The sequence below is a fragment of the Nocardioides epinepheli genome (assembly GCF_037936805.1).
In the GTDB taxonomy this organism is placed as follows: Bacteria; Actinomycetota; Actinomycetes; order Propionibacteriales; family Nocardioidaceae; genus Nocardioides.
Genome location: NZ_JBBMMC010000006.1, coordinates 230,708 through 250,675, shown reverse-complemented (window position 1 = coordinate 250,675; position 19,968 = coordinate 230,708). Strand labels below are relative to the sequence as shown.

The following is a 19,968-nucleotide window of genomic DNA, read 5'->3' as shown; positions in this document are numbered from 1 at the left end:
GTGGACATCTCACCCGTCGACCTCAGCAGCGACCTGGAGCTGCGCGCCTCCTACGACCTCGAGCGACGCGCGACGATGGTCGGCCGCGAGGACTATCCGCACTACTCGTGGCCGGAGATGTCGGCGATGTGGCGTCACGACGACCCCGCTGAGCGGAAGGTGCTGCTCGCGGGCTATGACGACGGCCGGATGGTCGCCGGCGCCGTCGCCTACCTGCCGCTGGCCGACAACACCCACATGGCGTGGGTCGGTGTGTGCGTGGACCCCGACGAGCAGCACCGGGGCCTGGGTCGAGAGATGCTCGACCACATCGAGGGCGTGGCCACCGACGCCGGCCGCACCTCCCTGCTGTCGGAGGCCAAGCTGCCCTTCGACGAGATCACCACCCACCGCAGTCGCCGCTTCGCCGAGGACGCCGGCTACACCCTCTCGAACGTCGAGATCGTGCGACACCTGCCGCTCCCGGTGGCCGAGGCCGACCTCGCGACGTGGGAGAAGCAGGCCGCCGAGCGCCACGACGGCTACCGGATCAAGACCTACCTCAACCAGGTGCCCGACGAGCTGGTGCCGTCGCTGTGCGTGCTCCTCGGCCAGCTCGTGGTCGACGCGCCCACCGGCGAGGCCGAGTGGGAGGAGGAGAAGATCACCCCCGAGCGCTTCCGCGACAACCTCTCCTCGCTGGTCGCCGCCGGCCGACGGATGTACGAGACCGTGGCGATCGCCCCCGACGGCACGGTCGCGGCGCAGTCGACCCTCGCCGTCCCTCCCGATGGCGCGCGCACCGACGTGTCGCAGTGGGGCACCTTCGTGCACCGCGAGCATCGCGGCCACCGGCTCGGCCTGGCGGTCAAGGTCGCCAACCTCCGTGCGGTCCAGAGCGCACACCCCGAGATGACGCGCGTCGTCACCCAGAACGCCGAGACCAACGACTACATGGTCTCCATCAACGAGCTGATGGGCTTCGATCCGGTCGAGGCGTCGGTGGAGTTCATCAAGCGCGCCTGAACTCCACCGGCTCCCCCGGCCGCAGCTGCGCACAGCGCGCCAGGTCGACGACGTCGACCACCGCGACCACGGGGTAGCCGCCGGTGGTCGGGTGGTCGGCGAGCAGCACCACCGGCAGTCCGTCGGGTGGCACCTGCACGGCGCCGAGGACCATGCCCTCGCTGGCGAGCTCTCCCTCGACGACCCGGGTCAGCGGGGCGCCGGTGACCCGCAGCCCGATCCGGTCGGAGTCGGGGGCGACGTGGTAGGTCGTCGCGCAGAGCCGGTCGAGCGCGTCCGGGGCGAACCAGTCGGCGCGCGGACCCGGATGGACCCGCAGCGGTCCGGGTCGCACCGGGCGGTGGACGTCGACCGCCCGCGGTGCCCCGGCGGGGCGTCCTAGCGGCAGCACGGCGCCGGCCGTCACCCGCGGCGGACCCACCCAGGCCAGGGTGTCGGTGGCCCGCGAGCCCAGCACCGGCTCGACGTCGAGGCCCCCGGACACCGCGAGATAGCTCCGGACGCCGTCGAGGGCGGGACCCAGCCGCAGCTCGGCCCCCGCGGGGAGCCACACGGCGACGCCGTGGCCGCGGGCGACGCCGTCCACCCGGACCTCGCACGAGGCGCCGGTGACCGCGATCCACCGGGCCGCGCCGGCACGCAGCCGCAGGCCGCCGAGCGTGACCTCGAGCAGCGCCGCCGACTCGTGGTTGCCGAGCAGGCGGTGGGCCCGGCGCGCGGCCGGGGCGTCGAGCCAGCCGGCGTGCGGCACGCCGAGGTGGGCGAGCCCGGCACGGCCGGCGTCCTGGACGGTGACCAGTCCCCCGACCTCGAGGATCTCCCACGTGTCGGCGGCGCTCATCGCGGCACGAACCTGACCCGCGTGCCGGGCGCCAGCAGCGCCGGGCGCTCGCGCGCGGCGTCCCAGAGAGCGACGTCGGTGCGCCCGATCAGGCGCCAGCCTCCGGGCGAGGCCGTGGGGTAGACCCCGCACCAGGTGTCGGCGAGCGCGACCGAGCCGGCCGGCACCCGCGGCCGCGGGGTGGCCAGCCGCGGCACCGCCAGCCCTTCGGGAAGGCCGGACAGGTAGGCGAAGCCGGGTGCGAATCCGCAGAACGCCGAGACGAACTCGATAGCGCCGTGCCGTTCGATCACGCCATGGCGGTCGGTGCCCCACAGGTCGGCCAGGCCGTCGAGGTCGGCGCCGTCGTAGGCCGTGGGGATCTCGACGGTCTCGCCGGGCGGCAGCGCGCTCCGGGGCGACCAGGCCGAGACGATCTCGTGGACGACGGCGTGCGCCCGGGCGTCGTCGAGCCCGTCGAAGAGCACGGTCGTGGCGGCCGGCACGACCTCTCGCGCCGGAGCCCGCGCGGCGCGGGCGTGCAGGGCCAGGCCGAGCGCGGCGTCGGCCGAGCCGACCTCCGCGAGCAGGGCGCCGGGCCCGAACGGCACGAGCCGTACGCCGTCCGCACGGGCGTCCGCGTCGTCGTCGTTGCGGGCCATGCGGGTCAGTGTTCACGACGCGGTCGTCGGCCGCTCATCGCCGCGTCGATCGCCGGCCCGTCCCTTGGTGGAAAAAGGATGAGGGCCTCTTGATGGTATGAGCATCAGGAGGCCCTCGGTTTGTCCGGCATGGTGACGTCCGAACGATCTGACAGTCTCGTCGACCACGCCGACCCCGTCACCGGGCAGACGCCGCGAGTCGCCTCGCGGGATAGGTCTCTCGATCCTGCCGATCCCCTCCGCCTCGGCCTCCCTTGCGGGCGACCTCGGTTTCGGTAGGGAGAGTTCTACGGGTCTCAGACCCCCGGGAGCAAGGGGTTCGTCGAACAATTTCCGACATTCCTTCGGTCCCACAGCACTGCCCACAGGTAGGCGGGTGTTCTCCACAGCGGGAGCCCCGGCTCCTCCACAGGAGTCACCGATTCATCCACCTCTCATCCACAGGGTGGATCGAGGGTGAACGCCGCGAGCTCGAAGCCGGCCGACTCCAGCGCCCGTCGGCAGGCGACGGCGTGCGCGACCGCGCCCGGTCCGTCGCCGTGCACGCACACCGACTCCACGCCGCGCGCCAGCTCGACCGCACGCGCCGCGATCTCGGCGCTGTCGTCGAGGACGGCGCCGGGCCGATCCCGTGGCAGCAGTCGGCCGTCGGGGCCGTAGCCGCGGTCGGGGAAGCCCTCCAGGACGACGCGGCGCCCGGCCGCGGCGGCCGCCTCGAGCAGGAGTCCTGGCATGCCGAGCACCGGCAGGTCGCCGGACCCGTCCAGGACCGCCGCGGCCTGGTCGGCGTCGTCCATCGTGCGGTGGTAGAGCGCGCCGTGCGGCTTGACGTAGGAGACGTCGACGCCTGCCGCCCGGGCGATCGTCCGGAGCACGCCGACCTGGTCGGCCACCTGAGCCCGCAGGACGTCGGCGGGCACGTCGAGCGCCACCCGGCCGAAGTTCTCCCGGTCGGCGTAGGAGACCTGGGCGCCGACCGCGACCCCGCGCTCGGCCGCGCCGTCGCAGACCGCGCGCATCACCTCCTCATTGCCGGCGTGATAGCCACAGGCGACGTTGGCGCTGGTCACGACCGCGAGCAGCCCGGCGTCGTCGGTGATCTCCTCCCCGAGGTCGGCGTTGAGGTCGATGCGCACCCTGACCCCCGCCTAGAGCCGCCGGCCGAGATAGGTCTCGACCACCAGGTAGCCGAGCCGGTCGTAGAGCGCGCGGGCGCCGTGGTTGTGGCCGAACACGTTGAGCCCGAGGGCGTGCGCGCCTCGCTCGCGCGACCACAGCGCCCCGGCCCGCATCAGGCCGGCGCCATAGCCCTTGCGCCGGTGGGCGGGGTCGACGGCGACGTCGTAGACGAAGGCCATCGGTCGCTCGGTGCCGATCCACAAGGTGCCGACGACGTCCTCGCCGACCCTGCCGACGAAGAAGTGGTGGTGCTCGGTCTCGAGCCCGTCGGGCAGGAGGTCGGCGAACTGCTGCTCCGACACCTCCCGCGCGCGCTCGGGCGACTCCCCGGACTGTGCGCGCTCCTCCGCATAGGTCGCGACCTGGTCGACGACCCAGGCATCGTAGGCGGCGTGGTCCATCCCAGCCAGGACGACGGCGTCCTCCTCGGGCAGGGCGTGATCGAGGTCGAGCCGCATCTGGGTGGCGGCCACCTCGAAGCCGCCGCCGACGACGAAGGCCTCAGCCACCAGGTCACCGGCTGTCACTCCGATCGTCAACCGCCCGGCGCCCTCGGACCGGGCCAGCTCGACGGCGAGCTCGCGGACGCGCGCGGCGTCCTCGGCGTGGTCGAGGCGCAGGTCGAGGACGGCGCGGTCGGGCCCGTCCTCGCTCCACCACAGCCACGCCACCCCGCTCCCGGCCCCGTCCCGGATCTCGTAGCCGCGCGTCCGCGGTCCGACGCGCTCGACGTAGGCCGTCGCGGCCGCGTGCGCCAGGTCGGGATCGGCGTACTCGCCGAGATAGCGCCGGTAGCGCATCCGCTCGATCAGGGCGGTCGTGTCGGCGTCCGGAACGAGGTGGAGCGACAGGTCGGACATAGGTCGACCCTCTCACCCCGGACGAGGCCCGGCTACGGTTCCCGACATGCCTGAGCAGCCACCCGTCGCCGACCGCCGTCCCGTCACCGCCGAGCACCACGGACACACCCGCGTCGACGACTACGACTGGCTGCGGGAGAAGGACTCACCCGAGGTCGTGGCCCACCTGGAGGCCGAGAACGCCTACACCCGCGAGCGCACCGACCACCTGGCCGGGCTTCGCGAGAAGATCTTCGACGAGATCCGCTCCCGCACCCTGGAGACCGACCTGTCGGTGCCGACCCGCGGCCGCGAGCACTGGTACTACGGGCGCTCCTTCGAGGGCCGCGAGTACGGCGCTACCTGCCGGGTACCGATCGCCGGTCCCGACGACTGGACCCCGCCGCAGCCCGCCGAGGACGCTGCGCCCGACCAGCCGGCCCTGCCCGGTGAGCAGGTGCTGCTCGACCTCGACGCCCTCGCCGAGGGCCACGAGTTCTTCTCCCTGGGCGGCTCGGCGATGAGCCCCGACAGCCGTCTGCTCGCCTACGCCACCGACGTCGTGGGCGACGAGCGCTACACGATCCGGATCCTCGACGTCGACACCGGCGAGCTGCTCCCGGACGTGATCGAGGGCGCCCTGGGCGGCGGCACCTGGGACCGCTCCGGCGAGCACCTCTACTACACGACCGTCGACGACGCGTGGCGCGCCGACAAGATCTGGCGGCACCGCCTCGGCACGCCCCAGGCCGACGACGAGCTGGTCTTCCACGAGACCGACGCCCGGTTCTGGGTGGGCGTCGGTCGTACCCGCAGCGACCGGTTCATCGTCGTGGCCAGCGGCTCCAAGACCACCTCGGAGTACCGGTTCCTCGACGCCGACCGGCCCGAGCTGGGGCTGCGCACCTTCTTCCCGCGCACCGAGGGCGTCGAGTACTCGATCGAGCACGCCGTGCTCGGCGGCGAGGACCGGTTCCTGGTGCTGCACAATGCGGCCGGACCCGACTTCGAGGTCGGCGTGGCCCCGATCGAACCCACCCCGCGCGAGGGCTGGACGCCGCTGATCGCCCACGACCCGGCGGTCCGGCTGGAGGAGGTCGACGCCTTCGCCGGGCACCTCGTCGTCCACCAGCGCAGCAACGGCCTCACCCAGCTGCGGATCCTGGAGCTCGACCCGGCGGCGCAGCACGGGGTGGGAGACGACTACCTCATCGAGTTCGACGAGGAGGTCTACACCGTCGGCTCCGGGGGCAACCCGCGATTCGACCAGCCCACCGTGCGCCTGGGCTACGTCACGATGGCCATCCCCGCCTCGGTCTACGACTACGACGTCCGCACCCGCGAGCTGACCCTGCTCAAGCGGGCTCCGGTCCTCGGTGGGTACGACCCCGCCGACTACGAGGAGCACCGGCTCTGGGCTCCCTCGTCGGACGGCGAGCCGGTGCCGATCTCGCTGGTCGTGCGCCGCGACGCTCGCGCGTCGGGCGAGCCGGTCCCGCTGCACCTGTACGGCTACGGCGCCTACGAGACCTCGATCGACCCGTCGTTCTCGATCGCGCGCCTCTCGGTGCTCGACCGGGGCGCCGCGTTCGCGATCGCGCACGTGCGCGGGGGCGGCGAGATGGGGCGCCGCTGGTACGACACCGGCAAGCTCGACCAGAAGCAGCACACCTTCGACGACTTCGCCGCCGCGGCCCGCTACCTGGTCCAGGAGGGCTGGACCACGCCGGAGCTGATCGTGGGCGAGGGCGCCAGCGCCGGCGGTCTGCTGATCGGGGCGGTGGCCAACCAGGCGCCCGAGGCGTTCGGGGGGCTGGTCGCCGGCGTCCCGTTCGTCGACGCGCTCACCACCATGTTGGACGCGAGCCTGCCGCTCACCGTCACCGAGTACGACGAGTGGGGCGATCCGTCGAGCGACGCGGCGGCCTACGAGACGATCGCGTCCTACGCCCCCTACGACAACGTCACCGCTCAGCGCTACCCCCGGATCCTGGCCGAGACGTCGTTCCAGGACACCCGCGTGCTCTATGTGGAGCCCGCCAAGTGGATCGCCAGGCTGCGCGAGCGCGCGGTGGACCCCGACGTCCTGCTCCGCGTCGAGATGGCGGCCGGTCACGGCGGCGTCAGCGGGCGCTACAAGGCGTGGCGGGACCGCGCCTTCACCCTCGCCTGGATCCTGGATGTGATGGGCCTCGCCGACGCCGCATCCTGAGGGTTCTCCGTCGGCCCTGAGAAGTCCCTGAGATCTGCCGAGAAGGGCAACTCTTCGCGGCTTCTGTACGTCATTCCAGTCGAAGGCTGTTCGGGCCTTCGGGGTGTGGAGGGAATCCGAGACCCCCCGGAAGCGTTGTGAATGACAGGCATGAGTTACCCGCTACCGCGGGTACCGAAGGCCACAGACCGAAGGAGGGTCCCCATGGCAACTCGGACCGCAACCAAGCCCAGCGGTGCCTCGCGCGAGATCGAAGGACGCGACAGCGTCGGTCTCTACCTCGACGAGATCGCCCGCAACCCCCTGCTCGACGCCGCCATGGAGGTCGAGCTCTCCAAGACCATCGAGGCCGGCCTGATGGCCGAGGCCCTGCTCGCCGAGGGCCGCGTCGGCCGTCGTAAGGGCGGTGCGCCGATGCGCGCCACCCAGGAGGAGCTGGAGTGGCTCGCCGAGGAGGGCCGTAAGGCGGTCGACACGTTCATCACTGCGAACCTGCGCCTGGTCGTCTCGATCGCGCGCAAGTACGGCCGCGCCCAGATGCCGATGCTCGACCTCATCCAGGAGGGCAACACCGGCCTGATCCGTGCGGTCGAGAAGTTCGACTACACCAAGGGCTACAAGTTCTCCACCTACGCCACCTGGTGGGTGCGTCAGGCCATCACCCGCGGCATCGCCCAGCAGGCCCGCGTCGTGCGGCTGCCCGTGCACGTCGTCGAGGAGCTCAACCAGGTCGGCGGCGCCCGCCGCACCCTGGAGCGCCAGCTCGGCCGCGAGCCCGACCCGGCGGAGATCGCCGAGGAGCTCGGCCTCGACGTCGACCGGGTGCTCGACCTGATCGCCTGGGGCCGCGAGCACGTCAGTCTCGACACTCCCGTCGACGAGGACGGCGACACCTCCCTGGGCGACCTGATGGCCCAGGAGACGGCGCCCTCCCCCGACCTCACCGTGCTCGACGTGGAGTCCCGCGACCGGCTCAACAACCTCGTCGGCCAGCTCGACGACCGCGCCGCCGACATCATCCGCTCCCGCTACGGTCTCACCGACGGCCGCCAGCACAAGCTCGCCGACATCGGCGCCAAGCACGGCATCTCCGCCGAGCGGGTGCGCCAGCTCGAGCGCGAGGCACTCCAGAAGCTGCGCCGCCTTGGCGACCCCGACCTCGCCGCCTGAGGTCTCCCGCTCCACCCGTCCTACGACTCCGCTGGCCCGCCGTCGATCAGATGGCGGGCCGGCGTCAATTTCGGGGCCGATACGCTCCCGGGCATGTCGCTGCCTCTGGCCGGTCGGACCGCGCTCGTCACCGGCGTCAGCCGGCATCGTGGCATCGGTTTCGCCGCCGCCTCCCGGTTGGCCTCGATGGGCGCCTCGCTCGCTCTTCATCACCACCAGCCGTACGACGTCGAGACCTACGAGACGAGCGACCGTCTCGATGACCTGACCGGCCACCTGCGCTCCTCGCTGCGCGGCGACGCGGTGCTCGTCGATGTGGCTGGCGACCTCGGGGATCCAGACGTCGCGGAGGGTCTCATCGGCGTCGTCAACGACCGTGTCGGGCATCTCGACATCCTGATCTGCAACCACGCCCATGGCGCGGATGCGGTTACCCTCGCCGACCTCAGCACGCACGCCTTGGACCGGCACTGGGCCGTGAACACGCGGGCCACGCTCTTGCTCACCAAGGCCTTCGCGGCCCAACACGACGGCCGGCCCGGTGGACGGGTGATCTGGATGACCTCGGGTCAGTCACTGGGGCCGATGAGCAACAACCTCGCCTACGCGACGTCCAAGGCGGCGCTCGAGGGTGCCACGTGGTCGACCGCCGACGATCTGATCGGCCACGGCATCGTGCTGAACACGGTCAATCCCGGCCCGGTCAACACCGGGTATCTCGACAACGCGCCGGAGTCGGTGCTCGAGGCGTTCCCGCAGGGCCGGATCGGAGAGCCCGACGATCCCGCTCGACTGATCGCTTGGCTGGTCAGCGACGACGGAGTCTGGGTCGTCGGCCAGATCCTCAACTCCGAAGGCGGCTTCCGCCGCTGACGTCGGTGGGCGTGCCGATAGCCCCGCCGGTGGTGGCGGGGTGTTGGGGCGGGGTGGTCAGGGTTCGGCGTAGGTGAGGGCGACGGTGCCGGTGTGGTCGCGGCGGTAGGTCTGGCCCGATGGCGTGGTCCAGCGGTAGGAGCCGGGGTGTTCGAGGAGGTAGCGCCACGTGCCGTGGGTCTTCGCGCGGTGGTGGCGTCGGCAGAGCGGGGCGAGGTTGCACGAGCAGGTGGTGCCACCGCGACTGTGGGGGCAGACGTGGTCGAGGTCGCAGCGGGTGGCCGGCTTCTGGCAATGCGGAAAGACACAGGTCAGGTCGCGGAGCTCGATGTGGCGGCGGAGCCGGTGGGGGGCTTCGTAGGCCTCGACGTGGACGGTGTCGTTCAGGTCGATCACGGGACGGAGGTACACCTTCGCCGCGCTGCCGACCCAGGTGCGGATGGTCTCGAGGGTGACCGGGGACCGGGTGGTCTCGCAGCGGCCGACGTCGGGTGAGTCTTGGTGGAGGTGGACGATCACCGACGGGCCGGGAAGGTCGAGGGTCTGGTCGCCGCGAGCGAGCTCACCGAGTGCCATCGACCGTCGGACATCCAACGTGTCGTCACAGCCGGCGTCGGCCAGCCGTTTCGCGCCGGCGCGCAGGGCGTGTTCGAGGTCGTGGGCATCCGGTGCGGCGAGGACCGCGTCGACCGGGACATTGCCGTGGGTGTCGGTGAGGTGGAGGTCGACGAACACGCGGCGCCGGTCGGTCGTCTCCTCTTTGGCTTGGTCGGGGGCGTAGCGCAGGATCGCCTCCTCGACCAGGCGGCGGATCTGGGTGAAGGAGATCTTCGTGACCGCCTGGGCCAGGCGCTGGTCGACGTAGGCCGCGCCCTCGACGGGCAGAGCGATGGTGGCCTCGGCGATCTTGCGGGCCTTCCACACCACCAGCCGTCCCGCGGTGACCGCCGCCCACAGCCGCGGGAGGCGGTAACGCAGCTCCAGCGCCTGACCCAGATAGGCGCACCCGCTCTCCGAGGACAGCCCCAACGCGGCGGCGAGATCGTAGGCCGCGAACTCATCGACCACGGGCGCACCAGCGCCGGCCAGGTGCAGCGGGCATTCTCCGAACGACGTCCGGTCCGGATCCCCAGCACGCTCGATGGTGTGCTCGGCTGCCCATGCCAGCACCGCGTGGAGCTTGGTGACCTCTGACTCGCGTACCACCGTCTCGGCGGCGCGGACCGCGGCGAGGGCCGGGTCGGCGTGGCGGGTGGTTGTGGGCATGGCTGATTCTACCGCGACCTGCGTTGATTCGCCAGTGTGTTCTAGTGAGGGTGTGGGTCAATGGGCGCTCGCTGGCGCTCGCTTGCTCAACCTCCGGCGGGTGGGCCGTTCTCGGAGGTTGAGCAAGCGGGACGCGTGAGGAACGAGCGCGGACCGCGCCGACGAAACCTCGCAACCGACCCCGGAAACGCGAGCGGCGTGAGTCGGGCCCGAGTGAGTCGACCTACCCGGACCGAGCAGGGGTGGCCGCGCAGGCGGCGGCGCGGGCGGAGCCCGTGCCGGTAGCGCGCCGGATGAGTCGACCGACCGGGACCCGCAGTCAAGGACGGACGTAGTCCGCCGCGAAGCGGGCGCCGAGGGCGATCCTTGACGGCGGGTGTCGGTCGACTACGCGCGCGGCCACCCCACCACCCAGGCCGGTCGATCCACCGAAGCAACAAGAGCCCGCCACAGCCGCGCAGTCGGGTGCCGGGGTTTCGTCAGCGCTCGCTTGCTCAACCTCCGGCGGGGCGCTCGCTTGCTCAACCTCCGGCGGTGGAGTGGGGCTCCAAGATCGAGCCTCAACGTCCGGAGGGGAGAGTCAGTCGAGCTGGTGGTCGAGCACCTTGAGGTCGGTGTCGAGGGTGACGTCGTACTGCTTGCCGTCCTCGCCGGTGATCTCGACTTGGTAGGCCACGGCCTTCTCGGCGGCGGTGTCGTCGGCGTCGGCGACCTCGGCCTCGATCTCGGTGACGGTGCCGGGGACGGCGGCCTGGGCGGCGGTCGCGATCGCGGCGACGTCGGTGTCGGGGATGGCGCGCTCGGAGTCGTCGATGCGGATGCCCTCGACCGTGCGGGTGGTGTCGTCGGAGTCCGTCTCGCGCTGGTCGTCGTCGCCGTCGTCGTCCTGCTCGGTGGACACAACGTTCGCGTCCTTGTCGAGGCTGACGTCGTACTCGGTGCCGTCGGCGGCGGTGAGCTCGACCTCGTAGGCGGCGTCGCCGTCGTCGGACTTCTCGACGTCGGTGGCCTTGGCGTCCTGGTCGTCGATGGCGGTGCGGGCGGCGGCGACCAGGTCGTCGCGCAGCGCGCCGTTCGAGACGTCGTCGGAGTCGTTCCCGACGCCGTCCTGGGCGGCGATGGCCACGCCGCCGGTGCCGAGGACGGCCACGGCGGCCACGCCCGCGATGGCGAGCTTCTTCTTGGAGGGGCGGATGTTCTTCAGGTTCTTGATGTTCATGGCACCAGAGTGCGGGAGCGGCGCTGAAGCCTGCCTGAACGCACCTGAAAGCCCGTTCAGGCAGGCATCGTGACCACGAACCGTGCGCCGCCGGCAGGCGACTCCTCGACGCGCACCGAGCCGCCGTGGGCGCGGGCAAGGTCGCGGACGATCGCCAGGCCGAGACCGCTGCCGCCGTCGTCGCGCGCACGGGCCTCGTCGAGGCGGACGAACCGGTCGAAGATCCGCTCCCGCTCCCCTGCCGGGACGCCGGCGCCGTCGTCGTCCACGATCAGCACGCACTCCGGACCCACCAGGGCCAGGCGCAGGGTGACCGCCGAGGCGGCATGGCGCTGGGCGTTGTCGGCCAGGTTGCGCACGATCTGCGCCCACGCGATCCGGGAGGCGTGCATCCGCACCGCCTGGACGCCGGACGAGTCGACCTCGAGGCCCGCCCGCCGCAGCCGGGTCGCCTCGGCCAGCACCAGGTCGTCGACGTCGATCTCCTCCGGCGTGCCGATCCGTCCCTCGTCGGTGCGGGTGAGCACCAGCAACTGCTCCACCAACCGCTGCATCCGGGTGGCTTCATGGGTCACGGTCTCGGCGAACTCCCCGGGCTCGAAGGCGTCGGGGTGGCCGTGCGCGACCTCGGCCGACTGGCGCAGTGTCGCGATCGGCGAGCGCAGCTCGTGGGAGGCGTCGGAGACGAACCGCTGCTGCTGCGCCCGCGAGCGCTCCAGCCGGTCGAGCATCTGGTTCATCGTGCCGGCGAGCCGGCCGATCTCGTCGCCCGACCCCGGCTCGGGCACCCGGAGGTCCAGGCGGTCGTCGGTGATCTCGGCGACCTCGCTCCGGATCCGCTCCACAGGGGCCAGCGCGCGACCGACGACCAGCCAGGTCGCGGCACCCACCACGACGAGCAGCAACGGGATCCCGACCGCCAGCGGCGGCAGCAGAGCAGCCGTGGTGTCGTCGACGTCCTCACGAGACACCGCCACCGTGACCAGGTAGGTCTCCCCCTCCCACGTCGCCCGCTCCTGGCGGACGACGAAGGTCGCGTCGGCCCAGTCGCCATCGAGGCGCACGTCGTCGGCGTCGTCGTCACCGACGGTCGCGGCCAGACGGAGCCCAGGGGCGTTGGTGTCGATCACCTCGCCGTCCTCGGCGGCGACCTCCACCAGGGTGTCCTCGACGTCGGGATCGTCATCCTCATCGCCGCGCTGACCCCCGACCGGACGCGGTGGTCCGGACGCCTCGATCTGGGCGGCAGTGCTCTCCGCTCGCGTCTCGGCCGAGTTCTGCGCGGCGTCGACCAGCGACTCGCGCACCAGGAGTACCAGCGCCGTGGCGCCGGCCAGCAGCGCGATCGCGACGATCAGGACCGCCACCACGGTGGTGCGCACCCGGATCCCGGTGCGCGGCTGCGACCCCATCTCTCAGCCCCCGTTGCCGTGCAGTCGGTAGCCGGCGCCGCGGACGGTCTGGATCGCCTCGCGAGCGAACGGCCGGTCGACCTTGTTGCGAAGGTGCCGCACATAGACCTCGACGATGTTCGGGTCGCCGTCGAAGGCCATGTCCCAGACGGCGTCGAGGATCTGCTGCTTGGAGACCACCTCGTCGACGTGGCGCATCAGGAATCCGAGGAGGGCCGCCTCGCGGGACGTCAGCGCGACCTCGGTCTCGCCCCGCCAGGCGCGCTGGGCGGCCGGGTCGAAGACCAGGTCCCCGGCCTCCAGGCGCGACGGGCGCGCGGTCGCGCCCCGCCGCAGCAAGGCCCGCAGCCGGGCCACGAGCACGGGGAAGGAGAACGGCTTGGTGAGGTAGTCGTCGGCCCCGGTGTCGAGTCCCTCGACCTGGTCCCACTCGCCGTCCTTGGCGGTGAGCATGAGGATCGGCGTCCAGTTGCGCTCGGCGCGCAGGGCCTCACAGACCTTGTAGCCGTTCAGGCCGGGCAGCATCAGGTCGAGCACGATGGCGGCGTAGTCGTGCTCGCGGGCCGCCCACAGCGCGTCGGTGCCGTCGTGCACGACGTCGACGGCGAAGCCCTCCGCCTGGAGACCCACCTGGATCCCACGCGCGAGCCGTACCTCGTCGTCCACCACCAGTATCCGCACGACACCACTGTGCCCGGTGTCGGCTGAATGCCGGCTGAAAGCCGGCGAACGACGGCGCGTCGGCTACTGGGTCGGCGGCGTCGTGGGGTCCGGGTCGGGGACGACGCCGGGATCGCCGGTCAGGGCCGCGAGCTCCTCCGCGGTGAGCCGGACGATCAGGTCGTCGAGCGAGAGCTCCTCGTAGTCGGTCCGGTCGATGTCGCTGTGCTCGCCGGTGGCCGCTCCGCCCGCGCCGTAGCTGAGGAACACGAACCGCGCCCCGGTGGCCTGGGCGAGCTGGCGGAAGACAGCCTCGGCGGCGTCGTCGCTCTCCGAGGAGGCGACCGGGAAGATCTTGATGCCGCGCGAGATCGCCTCGCGAGCCGAGTCCGGGTAGGTCTTCTGGAGGTCGCGGCCGGTCTGCGGTGGGGCGTCGCCGACGAGGAAGACCAGTTGCACCGCCTCGCCGCTCGGTCGCCACGACGGCTCGGACAGGGCCTCGGCCAGACCCTCCTCGAGCGCCTCCGGATAGTCGCCGCCGCCGTCGGCCTTCACCTTGGACAGCGCGGAGCGGAACTCCTCGACGTCGTCGGTGAAGTCGTAGGTGGAGGTGACGAAGGTGTCACCCCGGTCCCGGTACAGCGTCATCGCGAACCGGACGTCGGGATTCCCGTCCAGCCGGTCGACGCGTTCGGCCACCGAGTCGATCGAGGTCTTGAGCTGGTCGATCTCGTCGCCCATCGAGCCGGTGGCGTCGAGGAGGAACAAGATGTCGAGCGGGACGGCGTCATCGGCCCCTCCGGTGCGCGCCACCTGCAGCGCCGCCTTCTCGCCGGCCTCCACCTCGGTCTCGGCATCGCCGGCTCGCACGGTGAACCTGCCATCGACCGGCGCGCCGTAGACGCCGGGCAGGAACCGTGCGGTGCCGTCAGCGGTGGTGCGCAGGGTGGCCACCTCGTCGCCGTCAGCGCTCACCACGACCTCCTCCCCTGCCGCCGGGCGGCCGTCGGAGCCGGTCACGGTGACCAGCACGCGGCCGCGGGCGTCGAAGGGACGCAGCCGCTCGCCGAGGTCGCCGATCCGGTCGAGGTAGCGCAGGTAGGCCGGGTAGGCGGCGTTGTCGTCGACGTTGCCGGCGCGCAGCGGGCCGTCCGACGGGCCGGGCGTACCGGGCGGACCGGGCGGACCGGGCGGAACGGCGTCGGGGGCCATCGACGGCGTTACGCCCTCGGCGCGGTCGAGGTCGTCTCCGGAGCTGTCGCCGGACCAGTCGGGCTCGCCGCCCACCCAACCGCGGCTCGCACCGGCGGCGCTGCCCTCATGCTCCTTGCCGGGGTCGGCTCCGTCGCCGCCACAGGCCGCGAGGCCGATGGTCAGGACCAGGAGCGGGACGGGAAGGACGAGCAGTCGTGCGCGGGAGGTCATGTGAGTGCGACGGTCGCCCACGGCGTTCGGTTCCCGCGCGCCCGCACACGGGACCTGGTCTAGGCCGGCCCTTCAGTCGCCGAGGTCGGCGGCCGATCCTCACAGGAGAAGTCGAGTCCGACAGGCGGGGAGAGCAGTGATCACGACCTACGTCGTCATCGGCCAGGTGTGTGCGGTCCTGCTCGTCTGTCGCCTCGCCTACCCGAGCGCCAACAGCCCACGCGGCCGCGCCCGGCGTCGCCGCGCGGTGCAGGCCGACCCGGGCTTGGTGCTCCTCGACGACCTCATCAGGGAGCTGCGTCGTGACGGCATCGCTCCCGGACGGGTGACGCTGGTCCTCAACCGGGCCCGTCGTCTCGGCATCGCGCTCGACGTCCAGTGGCGCTGGCTGGCCGCCCACGGTGCGGTGAAGTTCCTCGCGGCCATCGAGGCCGACCTCACCGAGCCGCAGCTCGTGGCCCATCTCGACGCCGGCACCCAGCCCAATCTCGACGAGCTGCTGGTGTTCGCCGCGGCCAACGGCTTCGCGACGCCGCCGATCCGCCCGCGTCGCGCCGCCCGGTCCTGACGGTACGGCGCTCGGTCAGGCGCGGTCGCTCGTTGCGCGCACCGGATCGGGCAGCTCGTCCTCGAGGTAGCGGGGCCGCGAGACGGCCAGACCGCAGTAGGTCAGCGGTGCCACCAGGACCGTGAGCACCAGCAGGGGAACGTTCCAGCCTCCGGTGAGGTCGTGCAGGACGCCGACGCCGAAGGGCCCGATGGCCGAGAGCAGGTAGCCGACCGACTGGGTGTAGGCCGAGAGCGCGGCGGTGCCGGCCGCGGTGCGCGCCCGCAGCCCGATCAAGGTGAGCACGAGCGGGAACACCGACGTGCCGGCGCCGACGAACAGCGCCCAGACCACCGCGCCGCCTTGCGGGGCGAAGATGAGCCCGAGGTAGCCGATCGGGTAGCAGGCACACAAGGCCAGCATCAGTGGAGCGACGTTGGCCATCCGGCCGGCCAGCGACGGGATGACGAAGGAGAGCGGGATGCTGATGCCGGTGATCAGTCCGAGCAGCACGCCCGACGTCGTCCCGGAGAAGCCGGCGTCTCGGTAGATGTCGGCGAACCAGCCGAAGACGGCGTACGCCTGCAGCGACTGGAGCCCGAAGAGCAGGGCCATCATCCGGCCGATGCGGGTACGGCCCACCGCGCCGAGCGAGATCCGTCGTGAGCCCGGCTCCTCGACCCGGCCGCGATCGCGGCCCAGCAGCGCCAGCCACGGCAGGAGCGCGACTCCGGCGAGGACCGCCCAGGTCGCCAGTCCGGTGCGCCAGCCGTCTGCACCGCCGGCCGCCTCGCTGATCGGGACGGTGAACATCGAGGCACAGGTGAGGCCGACCGCCAGGGCGGTGGAGTAGATCGCGGTGACGGTGCCGATCCGGTTCGGGAAGTGCTGCTTGACCAACGAGGGCAGCACGACGTTCGCGGTCGCCATGCCTGCCACGGCGAGGAAGGTGAAGACCAGGAACGGGATGACGGCGTCGACCTGGCTGCGCACGAACAGGCCCACGGCCACACAGGCCAGGGCGAGTGCGGTCAGCCGGTGCGGGCCCACGAGATTCGCCAGGCGTGGCGCGAGGGCTCCCACGCCCGCGAACGCCAGGACCGGCAGCGCGGTGAGGATCCCGGCCTCGGTGCCCGACATCCCGAGTGCGTCGCGCACCTCCTCGAGCACGGGTCCGACACTCACCGCGGCGGGGCGCAGGTTGAGTGCGAGAGCGACGATGCCGACCAGGACGAGCACCTGCCCACCCGGGTGTGACCGAGCGGCCGTCATGGGGCGCTGGTCAGTTCGGCATAGAGACTCTCGACCCGCGCCCGGAGGTCGTCGAGGGTCCCGCTGTTGTCGACGACGTGGGTCGCCGCGGCCAGTCGGTCCGCCCGGCTCGCTTGAGCGGCGATCCGCGACTCGGCGTCCTCGCGGGTCCACCCACGGTCGCGCAGCAGCCGCTCGATCCGGACGTCGTCGGGCACGTCGACGACGATCACCGCGTCGAAGTCCTGGGGCTGTCCGGTCTCGACCAGGAGCGGGATGTCGTGCACGACCAACGCGTCGGGACCCGCCTCCTGCTCCAGCTCGGCGGCGCGTGCCCGTACCCGCGGGTGGATGATCGCCTCGAGCTCGCGGCGTCGCTCCTGGTCGGCGAAGACCACGGCGCCCAGGCGTGGGCGGTCGAGCTCGCCGTCGGGGCCCACGACGTCGGGGCCGAAGGTCGCGACCACCTGCTCGAAGCCGTCGGTGCCCTGGGCCACCACTTCGCGGGCGAGCACGTCGGCGTCGATGACGACGGCGCCGAGCTCGGCGAGGAGCGCCGAGACGGTGCTCTTTCCGGAACCGACGCCGCCGGTGAGTCCTACTCGCACCGGGCGAGACTAGGACAGGGCATCGCAGGGTGGTGAATCGCGGTCAGTAGGGTCGCTCCGGTGCAGGTGATCGCGCTGATCGTCCCCGGCTCACGGGCCTACGTGGAGGCCGTGTGGTCGATCCTGGCGCGCGGAGACGTGCCGATCCCGCTCGACCCGCGTCTCACCGATCACGAGCAGCAGCGCATCCTCGGCCCCCTCGCACCCGATCTGGTCGTCACGTCCGCCTCCGAGCTGGCCGCGGTCACCTCGGCAGATCGCGGACTCCCCCGCGCCCGGCCGATGCACTGCACCAGCGGCACGACCGGCGTGCCGAAGGGCGTGTGGTCCGGCCTGCTCGACGACGCCGCCGCGGCGGCTCTGGTGGCAGAGGAGCAGGAGCTGTGGGGATTCGCCGACACCGACGTCAATCTGGTGCTGAGCCCGCTCTACCACTCCGCACCGTTGCGCTTCGCCCTCGGCACGATGCTCGCCGGAGGACGGCTCAGCATCCCCGGGCCGTTCGACCCCGCCGGCGCGACGGCCGCGATCGAGCGTGACCGGCCCACGACGATGTTCTGCGTGCCGACCCACCTCCAGCGGCTCTTCGCGCACTGGGACGACGTCGGCGTGCCCGACCTGTCGTCGTTCCGGCTGGTCGCCCACGCCGGTGCGCCCTGCCCGCCCGAGGTGAAGCGCCGGCTGATCGAGCTGTTCCCCGCGGGCTCGACGTGGGAGTTCTACGGCTCGACCGAGGGGCAGTTCACCGCCTGCCGCAGCGAGGAGTGGCTCGAACGGCCGGGGACCGTCGGCCGCGCCCGCCCGGGCCGGACCCTCACGCTCGACGACGACGGCACGATCTGGTGCGAGGTGCCCGACTACGCGCGGTTCACCTACTACCGCGACCCGGAGAAGACGGCCGCCACGTGGCGCACCGAGGGAGATCGCGCGAGCTTCACCGTCGGAGACCTCGGCCGGCTCGACGCCGACGGCTACCTCTACCTCGACGGCCGCCGTGAGGACCTGATCATCACCGGCGGCGTGAACGTGTACCCACTGGAGGTCGAGCAGGTGCTGCGCGAGCATCCGGGCGTCGCCGACGTCGCGGTGTTCGGCGTCCCCGACCCCGACTGGGGCACCCGGGTGTGCGCCGCCGTGGTCGGCTCGGCCTCGGAGGCCGAGCTGCGCGACTACGCCGCCGGCCACCTCGCACCCCCGAAGCGCCCGAAGACGTGGGCCTTCCTCGACGACCTGCCGCGGACCCTCACCGGGAAGGTCCGCACGCAGGACCTGCGACGAAGGAGCAGATCCGTCGCGGGTGGAGGTTGAGCGAGCCCCGCGGTTGAGGAACGAAGCCGCGACGGGCGAGACGAAACCCTCGCAACCGACCTCGGGGACCCTGGCAAGAACGGTTGCCGGGGTTCGAGCAATCAACGAGCGCTCGCTGGCGCTCGCTTGCTCGACCTCCGGCGGAAGCCCGTCTCGGAGGTTGAGCAAGCCGACGAGTGAGGAACGAACTCGCCTGACGATCGAGTGCCGACGAAACCTCGGGGTGCCCTCGCCAACGTTGGCAGCGGCGGTTGCCGGGGTTCGATCGATCAACGGGCGCGCTTGCTCATCCTCCGGCGGCTCGGCTCAGCAGGCGAACTGACGCCGGTAGACCTGCGGGCTGACGCCGCGGGCGCGGGTGAAGTGGTGGCGGAGGGTGGCGGCGTTGCCGAAGCCGACGTCGGCGGCGATCTGGTCGATGGAGTTGTCGGTGCGCTCGAGCATCTCCTCGGCCAGCTGGAGACGCTGGGCGGTGACCCAGGCGTGCGGCGTGGTGCCGGTCTCGTCGCGGAACCGGCGGGCGAAGGTGCGCGGTGACATGTGGGCCTGGCGGGCCATCGTGTCGACGTCGAGGGGCTCGGAGAGGTTCTCCACCGCCCAGGCGAGGACGGCGCCGAGGGTCTCTGCCTGGCAGTCGACGACCTGGCGGGTCACGAACTGGGCCTGGCCGCCGTCGCGCTGCGGGGGCACCACCATGCGGCGCGCGATCGTGCTGGCGACGGCGGCGCCGTACTCCTGGCGCCACACGTGCAGGGAGGCGTCGATGCCGGCCGCGGTGCCGGCGCTGGTGATGATCTGGCCGGAGTCGACGTAGAGCACCTCGGGCACGACCAGCGCCTCTGGGAAGCGGCGGGCCAGCTCGTCGGTGTAGCGCCAGTGGGTGGTGCACTCCCGCCCGTCGAGCAGGCCGGCCTCGCCGAGCACGAACGCGCCCGAGCACACCGACAGGATGCGCGCCCCGCGCTCGTAGGCGGCCAGCAGGGCCTCCATGACGCCGGGGAGCACCACCGCGCTGCGCGGCACCGCGGGGATCGCCACCAGGTCCGCCTCGGCCAGCCGGTCCAGGCCGTGCTCGACGTTGATCGAGAAGCCGACCGACGTGGCCACCCGCCCCACGACCGGACCGCACACGGCGAAGTCGAGGACGGGCACTCCCTCGTCGGAGCGGTCGAGCGCGAACGTCTCGCAGAGCACTCCGAGCTCGAAGGGGGCCACACCGTCGTAGACGAGCGCGGCGACGTTGGTGAGCATCCGGTCAGCGTGGCACGCGGATGGCAGTAAATCAACGAACTTCGTCATTCCTGCCACTCGTGGCAGGATCACGAGCGGCGCATGATTTCAGACATGACCTTCCTGATCCTCCTCGCCGTCCTGGCGGTCCTCGGCGTCTTCGCCGCGATCCGCGCCCTCCACCACGACGGGCCTGCCCGCCCGCCCCGCTCCCACGCGGTCGACCCGACCTTCCTCAACCCGTCCAGCCGCATCTGAGCCCCGAACGCCAGAAGGGCCCGA

At 72.1% G+C, this 19,968-nt stretch carries 19 protein-coding genes; 7 read left to right on the top strand and 12 right to left on the bottom strand.

What is annotated here, in order from left to right; translation table 11 throughout:
• Entirely contained in the window at positions 1–1,005 is a 1,005-nt protein-coding gene (locus WMR31_RS10620; RefSeq protein WP_340538785.1) for a GNAT family N-acetyltransferase, read from the top strand.
• Here the strand turns inward: WMR31_RS10620 and WMR31_RS10615 are convergent.
• From WMR31_RS10615 to WMR31_RS10600, 4 genes are all read right to left on the bottom strand, one after another.
• Positions 992–1,846, bottom strand: a complete 855-nt coding sequence (locus WMR31_RS10615; RefSeq protein ID WP_340538784.1) for a 5-oxoprolinase subunit C family protein — start codon at positions 1,844–1,846, stop codon at positions 992–994. The two genes, WMR31_RS10620 and WMR31_RS10615, sit on opposite strands and share 14 nt — an antisense overlap.
• On the bottom strand, positions 1,843–2,487 hold the full coding sequence (locus WMR31_RS10610) for a 5-oxoprolinase subunit B family protein (RefSeq protein ID WP_340538783.1): 645 nt from the start codon (positions 2,485–2,487) through the stop codon (positions 1,843–1,845). The genes WMR31_RS10615 and WMR31_RS10610 overlap by 4 nt, the downstream gene beginning before the upstream one ends.
• Before the next feature lie 434 nt (positions 2,488–2,921).
• Complete coding sequence (locus WMR31_RS10605) at positions 2,922–3,623, bottom strand: LamB/YcsF family protein (protein WP_340538782.1); 702 nt, start codon at positions 3,621–3,623, stop codon at positions 2,922–2,924.
• 12 nt (positions 3,624–3,635) lie between these two features.
• On the bottom strand, positions 3,636–4,526 hold the full coding sequence (locus WMR31_RS10600; protein ID WP_340538781.1) for a GNAT family N-acetyltransferase: 891 nt from the start codon (positions 4,524–4,526) through the stop codon (positions 3,636–3,638).
• 46 nt (positions 4,527–4,572) lie between these two features.
• On the opposite strand from WMR31_RS10600, the gene WMR31_RS10595 reads away from it, so the two are divergent.
• From WMR31_RS10595 to WMR31_RS10585, 3 genes are all read left to right on the top strand, one after another.
• Complete coding sequence (locus tag WMR31_RS10595; RefSeq protein WP_340538780.1) at positions 4,573–6,717, top strand: S9 family peptidase; 2,145 nt, start codon at positions 4,573–4,575, stop codon at positions 6,715–6,717.
• A gap of 204 nt (positions 6,718–6,921) precedes the next feature.
• Positions 6,922–7,887: a sigma-70 family RNA polymerase sigma factor gene (locus tag WMR31_RS10590; RefSeq protein ID WP_340538779.1), complete on the top strand. Its 966-nt coding sequence runs from the start codon at positions 6,922–6,924 to the stop codon at positions 7,885–7,887.
• A gap of 93 nt (positions 7,888–7,980) precedes the next feature.
• Positions 7,981–8,760, top strand: coding sequence for an SDR family oxidoreductase (locus WMR31_RS10585; RefSeq protein ID WP_340538778.1), 780 nt, complete (start codon positions 7,981–7,983; stop codon positions 8,758–8,760).
• A gap of 57 nt (positions 8,761–8,817) precedes the next feature.
• On the opposite strand, the gene WMR31_RS10580 is transcribed toward WMR31_RS10585, so the two are convergent.
• The 5 genes from WMR31_RS10580 to WMR31_RS10560 form a co-directional block, all read right to left on the bottom strand.
• Positions 8,818–10,026, bottom strand: coding sequence for an HNH endonuclease signature motif containing protein (locus tag WMR31_RS10580; protein WP_340538777.1), 1,209 nt, complete (start codon positions 10,024–10,026; stop codon positions 8,818–8,820).
• Positions 10,027–10,606: 580 nt separating this feature from the next.
• On the bottom strand, positions 10,607–11,245 hold the full coding sequence (locus tag WMR31_RS10575; protein WP_340538776.1) for a PepSY domain-containing protein: 639 nt from the start codon (positions 11,243–11,245) through the stop codon (positions 10,607–10,609).
• Positions 11,246–11,301: 56 nt separating this feature from the next.
• Positions 11,302–12,657 carry a sensor histidine kinase gene (locus tag WMR31_RS10570; RefSeq protein WP_340538775.1) on the bottom strand — a complete coding sequence of 452 codons (1,356 nt, stop codon included), beginning with the start codon at positions 12,655–12,657 and terminating at the stop codon, positions 11,302–11,304.
• Between the two features lie 3 nt (positions 12,658–12,660).
• Positions 12,661–13,338, bottom strand: a complete 678-nt coding sequence (locus WMR31_RS10565) for a response regulator transcription factor (protein ID WP_340538774.1) — start codon at positions 13,336–13,338, stop codon at positions 12,661–12,663.
• A gap of 63 nt (positions 13,339–13,401) precedes the next feature.
• The gene (locus WMR31_RS10560) at positions 13,402–14,742 is read right to left on the bottom strand and encodes a VWA domain-containing protein (protein WP_340538773.1); all 1,341 of its coding nucleotides are present in this window, start codon (positions 14,740–14,742) and stop codon (positions 13,402–13,404) included.
• Positions 14,743–14,878: 136 nt separating this feature from the next.
• On the opposite strand from WMR31_RS10560, the gene WMR31_RS10555 reads away from it, so the two are divergent.
• Positions 14,879–15,310, top strand: coding sequence for a hypothetical protein (locus WMR31_RS10555; protein ID WP_340538772.1), 432 nt, complete (start codon positions 14,879–14,881; stop codon positions 15,308–15,310).
• Between the two features lie 15 nt (positions 15,311–15,325).
• Here WMR31_RS10555 and WMR31_RS10550 read toward each other — a convergent pair whose 3' ends face one another.
• Together WMR31_RS10550 and coaE are read right to left on the bottom strand one after the other, a co-directional pair.
• Entirely contained in the window at positions 15,326–16,561 is a 1,236-nt protein-coding gene (locus tag WMR31_RS10550; protein ID WP_340538771.1) for an MFS transporter, read from the bottom strand.
• Complete coding sequence (gene coaE, locus WMR31_RS10545) at positions 16,558–17,148, bottom strand: dephospho-CoA kinase (protein ID WP_340538770.1); 591 nt, start codon at positions 17,146–17,148, stop codon at positions 16,558–16,560. The genes WMR31_RS10550 and coaE overlap by 4 nt, the downstream gene beginning before the upstream one ends.
• 60 nt (positions 17,149–17,208) lie before the next feature.
• Between coaE and WMR31_RS10540 the strand changes: the two genes are divergently transcribed.
• Positions 17,209–18,456, top strand: coding sequence for a class I adenylate-forming enzyme family protein (locus WMR31_RS10540; RefSeq protein WP_340538769.1), 1,248 nt, complete (start codon positions 17,209–17,211; stop codon positions 18,454–18,456).
• Between the two features lie 306 nt (positions 18,457–18,762).
• Here WMR31_RS10540 and WMR31_RS10535 read toward each other — a convergent pair whose 3' ends face one another.
• The gene (locus WMR31_RS10535) at positions 18,763–19,707 is read right to left on the bottom strand and encodes a helix-turn-helix domain-containing protein (RefSeq protein WP_340538768.1); all 945 of its coding nucleotides are present in this window, start codon (positions 19,705–19,707) and stop codon (positions 18,763–18,765) included.
• Between the two features lie 93 nt (positions 19,708–19,800).
• Here WMR31_RS10535 and WMR31_RS10530 point away from each other — a divergent pair, with 93 nt between their 5' ends.
• On the top strand, positions 19,801–19,944 hold the full coding sequence (locus WMR31_RS10530; protein ID WP_340538767.1) for a hypothetical protein: 144 nt from the start codon (positions 19,801–19,803) through the stop codon (positions 19,942–19,944).
• The last annotated feature ends 24 nt before the right edge of the window (positions 19,945–19,968 follow it).

What these genes read in the sequence shown, in the direction of transcription:
- WMR31_RS10560 (WP_340538773.1), bottom strand. Translation starts at nt 14,742, where the DNA reads ATGACCTCCCGCGCACGACTGCTCGTCCTTCCCGTCCCGCTCCTGGTC.
- WMR31_RS10615 (WP_340538784.1), bottom strand. Translation starts at nt 1,846, where the DNA reads ATGAGCGCCGCCGACACGTGGGAGATCCTCGAGGTCGGGGGACTGGTC.
- WMR31_RS10590 (WP_340538779.1), top strand. Translation starts at nt 6,922, where the DNA reads ATGGCAACTCGGACCGCAACCAAGCCCAGCGGTGCCTCGCGCGAGATC.
- WMR31_RS10535 (WP_340538768.1), bottom strand. Translation starts at nt 19,707, where the DNA reads ATGCTCACCAACGTCGCCGCGCTCGTCTACGACGGTGTGGCCCCCTTC.
- WMR31_RS10595 (WP_340538780.1), top strand. Translation starts at nt 4,573, where the DNA reads ATGCCTGAGCAGCCACCCGTCGCCGACCGCCGTCCCGTCACCGCCGAG.
- WMR31_RS10585 (WP_340538778.1), top strand. Translation starts at nt 7,981, where the DNA reads ATGTCGCTGCCTCTGGCCGGTCGGACCGCGCTCGTCACCGGCGTCAGC.
- WMR31_RS10550 (WP_340538771.1), bottom strand. Translation starts at nt 16,561, where the DNA reads ATGACGGCCGCTCGGTCACACCCGGGTGGGCAGGTGCTCGTCCTGGTC.
- WMR31_RS10600 (WP_340538781.1), bottom strand. Translation starts at nt 4,526, where the DNA reads ATGTCCGACCTGTCGCTCCACCTCGTTCCGGACGCCGACACGACCGCC.
- WMR31_RS10610 (WP_340538783.1), bottom strand. Translation starts at nt 2,487, where the DNA reads ATGGCCCGCAACGACGACGACGCGGACGCCCGTGCGGACGGCGTACGG.
- WMR31_RS10580 (WP_340538777.1), bottom strand. Translation starts at nt 10,026, where the DNA reads ATGCCCACAACCACCCGCCACGCCGACCCGGCCCTCGCCGCGGTCCGC.
- WMR31_RS10530 (WP_340538767.1), top strand. Translation starts at nt 19,801, where the DNA reads ATGACCTTCCTGATCCTCCTCGCCGTCCTGGCGGTCCTCGGCGTCTTC.
- WMR31_RS10575 (WP_340538776.1), bottom strand. Translation starts at nt 11,245, where the DNA reads ATGAACATCAAGAACCTGAAGAACATCCGCCCCTCCAAGAAGAAGCTC.
- WMR31_RS10570 (WP_340538775.1), bottom strand. Translation starts at nt 12,657, where the DNA reads ATGGGGTCGCAGCCGCGCACCGGGATCCGGGTGCGCACCACCGTGGTG.